Annotated in this window: 7 protein-coding genes; 3 read left to right on the forward strand and 4 right to left on the reverse strand. The window is 61.6% G+C overall.

The features are described 5' to 3' along the window. Window positions 1-325 precede the first annotated feature (325 nt). From D3874_RS27610 to D3874_RS28900, 4 genes are all read right to left on the reverse strand, one after another. Window positions 326-763, reverse strand: a complete 438-nt coding sequence (locus D3874_RS27610) for a hypothetical protein (protein ID WP_119780836.1) — start codon at window positions 761-763, stop codon at window positions 326-328. Between the two features lie 86 nt (window positions 764-849). Beyond that, complete coding sequence (locus tag D3874_RS27615; protein ID WP_119782905.1) at window positions 850-1,041, reverse strand: hypothetical protein; 192 nt, start codon at window positions 1,039-1,041, stop codon at window positions 850-852. A gap of 39 nt (window positions 1,042-1,080) precedes the next feature. Continuing rightward, on the reverse strand, window positions 1,081-1,662 hold the full coding sequence (locus D3874_RS27620; protein WP_119782906.1) for a metallophosphoesterase: 582 nt from the start codon (window positions 1,660-1,662) through the stop codon (window positions 1,081-1,083). Between the two features lie 148 nt (window positions 1,663-1,810). Further along, window positions 1,811-1,972: a hypothetical protein gene (locus tag D3874_RS28900; RefSeq protein WP_158596263.1), complete on the reverse strand. Its 162-nt coding sequence runs from the start codon at window positions 1,970-1,972 to the stop codon at window positions 1,811-1,813. 156 nt (window positions 1,973-2,128) lie between these two features. On the opposite strand from D3874_RS28900, the gene D3874_RS27630 reads away from it, so the two are divergent. The 3 genes from D3874_RS27630 to D3874_RS27640 all read left to right on the forward strand — a co-directional run bounded on the left by D3874_RS27630 (window position 2,129) and on the right by D3874_RS27640 (window position 3,961). Beyond that, a complete protein-coding gene (locus D3874_RS27630) occupies window positions 2,129-2,473 on the forward strand; it encodes a hypothetical protein (protein ID WP_147385776.1) in 345 nt (114 codons plus the stop codon). 148 nt (window positions 2,474-2,621) lie between these two features. Next, complete coding sequence (locus D3874_RS27635) at window positions 2,622-3,437, forward strand: metallophosphoesterase (RefSeq protein ID WP_119780833.1); 816 nt, start codon at window positions 2,622-2,624, stop codon at window positions 3,435-3,437. Window positions 3,438-3,523: 86 nt separating this feature from the next. After that, on the forward strand, window positions 3,524-3,961 hold the full coding sequence (locus tag D3874_RS27640; RefSeq protein WP_119780836.1) for a hypothetical protein: 438 nt from the start codon (window positions 3,524-3,526) through the stop codon (window positions 3,959-3,961). Window positions 3,962-4,293: the final 332 nt, after the last annotated feature.

A 4,293-nucleotide genomic window follows, 5' to 3' on the forward strand; every position in this document is an offset into this window, starting at 1 on the left:
GCCAATTCGAGCAGGGCAACTCGAATCTGATCCAGCTGTTCTTGCGAAATGAGTCTACGATCGGCCATCAACGTCTCTCCTTTCAGCCCGCGTTGGGCTGTAAGAGCCAGATGGAGGCAGAATTATGCGCCGCCACTCGAAGACCGATCGATCGTCGCTGAATCACAGTTTTATATTTTTGCACGCCCAGCCAGGCCCGCCCTTGCGGCGACACGTTCCGCCCTCATACAGCAGCGCCGATCTCCGCCCCAGCCACGGAAACACCGTTTGGCCTAGCTTGTCACGGCGGGGCAAATTGAGGCCTCGCCGTGTTACAAGTTTTCCTTTACGCAATATGGAGAAACGGGCTGATGGTCGGCTGATAGGCGGGCTCCAGGCGGAGTTGGCAGTAAGTTTTGTGAATCAGGTCGCCGCTGATCTTCTCCTGTTTTCCGGTATCGATGAGCCGATCGATGGCGTCGGCGTAGATTCCGATATGCGGACAATGGTGAATGAGCTTCCTGAAGCGGTCCCTGACGGCACCGTTGGAAATGGCAGCCTCATGGCCGATGACGCATCCGACCTCATGCAGCAATTGGAACCGGTCGGCGGGGATCACCTCGCTGCCGCGGGGATGCCAGCGGAGTGCTTGGACCGTATAATCCTCTCGGCCCAGCCTTATCGGTGGGCCGTTGAAGGGTAGCAGGGCTTCGATGTAACCCTTTAAAGTTATGATAAACTCCGGGTCGTTGTAGAGGCTGGTGGGGAACAGGTTCTTCGACATGCTATAAGCCTTTCGGGCAAGCGAAAGCGCGCGCCGGCAGCGCCCTCGCTGTGTGTTGAGAAAAAATGTGGAATGGTGACAGTGAATCAGCCGGCGCGAGCGGCGCTGCGCCAGCGTGCCGGCTGGTCGCTGTCGTGAATCACCGTCAGCCGCACGCGGTCGCCGTCGATCTCGGCCAGGCCAATTCGACCGGTAAAGGCCGAGCCCAAGTCAAGGCCGAGGCGATGGGGCGTCAGCGCCGGCGCGTCGTCCCATTCCGGCGTATGTCCGTGAATCACGAACAGCCGTCCGGGTTGGCCTCGGCGAAGAGAAACGGGTCACGCACCAAAATGGCGAGTTACGTTCGTCATGGTGATTGCGCGGAATCTGGCGCCAGGGCCAGGCCAGCGATTGGGTGAGCGGGACAAAGGGATTGAGCCCGGCGTGAATGAAAAGCAGGCCGTCTTCCAGGTGGTGATGCCCGAGGGTATCGATGAAACGCCGCTCCGGCTCGCTGAACGCGGCCAGGCTTCCCGGGCGGTGGCCGTCAGCGGCAGGCCGAGCTCATTCATGACCGAGCTGCCGCCGTTGGCGAGCCAGAGGTGCATATCGCGTGGATCGCCGCTGTCGCAGGCGGCGGCCATCACGCCTTCGTGATTGCCCGCGAGCGCCGTGATCTTCACCCCGGCTATCCCAGCGATGACCTGGGCCATGACGCCACGGCTGTGAGGCCCGCGGTCGATATAGTCGCCCAGCATGACCAGGTGATCGGGACCGCCGTCCGCCGCGCGACGCGCGACTTCGAGGAAGGCGCTGCGCAGGGCGCGCGAGAGGCCATGGACATCGCCGATGGCGAAGGCGCGGACCGTGCTTGGGACCGGCATGGGCTGCCAGTCATTACGCATTATGCTGATGGACATCGCTGCTCCGTGATTCAGGTCTGGAATCGCGGACGCCGACAGGTCGGTGAATCACTATTGATCCTTGGTCCCTGAGCCGGGCGCCGCGTTCAGCGTTGGCGCCCGGCTCAGGGACCGTGGACTTTCAGGATGGGTATGTCAGAGCAAATCAGCGCTCATAGTCATCGCGCGCTCTGGGTTTCGGCACGCGGACGATCTCAGGGGGACTTGCCTTGGCAGCGCGGATCCGCGCCATCACAACGGAATGCACATGATCGGTCAAAAATTGAACGCGGTCGATCAGCAAAAGCAGGGCGCTCGCAATCTGCATCCTGAGTTTCCTCTCGCGAGATTCTTGCACCACAGGAAGCATGGCCATGGCGGCTGCCGCTGGCGCGCTTGCCTCCGCTCCGCGACGCTCTGCAGGCGGTCCCATGCGATGAGCGCACTTGCCTTGTGGTCAGGTCGGACAAGCAGTGGACGAATCTTGCCTGACAGTGACGTCATTGAGCGCATGGCCATTGACTTGAGCCGACCTGACCACAAGGCAAGTGCGCTCATCGCATGGGACCGCCTGCAGAGGCGTCGCGGAGCGGAGGCAAGCGCGCCAGCGGCAGCCGCCATGGCCATGCTTCCTGTGGTGCAAGAATCTCGCGAGAGGAAACTCAGGATGCAGATTGCGAGCGCCCTGCTTTTGCTGATCGACCGCGTTCAATTTTTGACCGATCATGTGCATTCCGTTGTGATGGCGCGGATCCGCGCTGCCAAGGCAAGTCCCCCTGAGATCGTCCGCGTGCCGAAACCCAGAGCGCGCGATGACTATGAGCGCTGATTTGCTCTGACATACCCATCCTGAAAGTCCACGGTCCCTGAGCCGGGCGCCAACGCTGAACGCGGCGCCCGGCTCAGGGACCAAGGATCAATAGTGATTCACCGACCTGTCGGCGTCCGCGATTCCAGACCTGAATCACGGAGCAGCGATGTCCATCAGCATAATGCGTAATGACTGGCAGCCCATGCCGGTCCCAAGCACGGTCCGCGCCTTCGCCATCGGCGATGTCCATGGCCTCTCGCGCGCCCTGCGCAGCGCCTTCCTCGAAGTCGCGCGTCGCGCGGCGGACGGCGGTCCCGATCACCTGGTCATGCTGGGCGACTATATCGACCGCGGGCCTCACAGCCGTGGCGTCATGGCCCAGGTCATCGCTGGGATAGCCGGGGTGAAGATCACGGCGCTCGCGGGCAATCACGAAGGCGTGATGGCCGCCGCCTGCGACAGCGGCGATCCACGCGATATGCACCTCTGGCTCGCCAACGGCGGCAGCTCGGTCATGAATGAGCTCGGCCTGCCGCTGACGGCCACCGCCCGGGAAGCCTGGGCCGCGTTCAGCGAGCCGGAGCGGCGTTTCATCGATACCCTCGGGCATCACCACCTGGAAGACGGCCTGCTTTTCATTCACGCCGGGCTCAATCCCTTTGTCCCGCTCACCCAATCGCTGGCCTGGCCCTGGCGCCAGATTCCGCGCAATCACCATGACGAACGTAACTCGCCATTTTGGGTGCGTGACCCGTTTCTCTTCGCCGAGGCCAACCCGGACGGCCTGTTCGTGATTCACGGACATACGCCGGAATGGGACGACGCGCCGGCGCTGACGCCCCATCGCCTCGGCCTTGACTTGGGCTCGGCCTTTACCGGTCGAATTGGCCTGGCCGAGATCGACGGCGACCGCGTGCGGCTGACGGTGATTCACGACAGCGACCAGCCGGCACGCTGGCGCAGCGCCGCTCGCGCCGGCTGATTCACTGTCACCATTCCACATTTTTTCTCAACACACAGCGAGGGCGCTGCCGGCGCGCGCTTTCGCTTGCCCGAAAGGCTTATAGCATGTCGAAGAACCTGTTCCCCACCAGCCTCTACAACGACCCGGAGTTTATCATAACTTTAAAGGGTTACATCGAAGCCCTGCTACCCTTCAACGGCCCACCGATAAGGCTGGGCCGAGAGGATTATACGGTCCAAGCACTCCGCTGGCATCCCCGCGGCAGCGAGGTGATCCCCGCCGACCGGTTCCAATTGCTGCATGAGGTCGGATGCGTCATCGGCCATGAGGCTGCCATTTCCAACGGTGCCGTCAGGGACCGCTTCAGGAAGCTCATTCACCATTGTCCGCATATCGGAATCTACGCCGACGCCATCGATCGGCTCATCGATACCGGAAAACAGGAGAAGATCAGCGGCGACCTGATTCACAAAACTTACTGCCAACTCCGCCTGGAGCCCGCCTATCAGCCGACCATCAGCCCGTTTCTCCATATTGCGTAAAGGAAAACTTGTAACACGGCGAGGCCTCAATTTGCCCCGCCGTGACAAGCTAGGGCCAAACGGTGTTTCCGTGGCTGGGGCGGAGATCGGCGCTGCTGTATGAGGGCGGAACGTGTCGCCGCAAGGGCGGGCCTGGCTGGGCGTGCAAAAATATAAAACTGTGATTCAGCGACGATCGATCGGTCTTCGAGTGGCGGCGCATAATTCTGCTCCATCTGGCTCTTACAGCCCAACGCGGGCTGAAAGGAGAGACGTTGATGGCCGATCGTAGACTCATTTCGCAAGAACAGCTGGATCAGATTCGAGTTGCCCTGCTCGAATTGGCGCAATCC

This window comes from Oleomonas cavernae (assembly GCF_003590945.1).
Classification (GTDB): Bacteria; Pseudomonadota; Alphaproteobacteria; order Zavarziniales; family Zavarziniaceae; genus Zavarzinia; species Zavarzinia cavernae.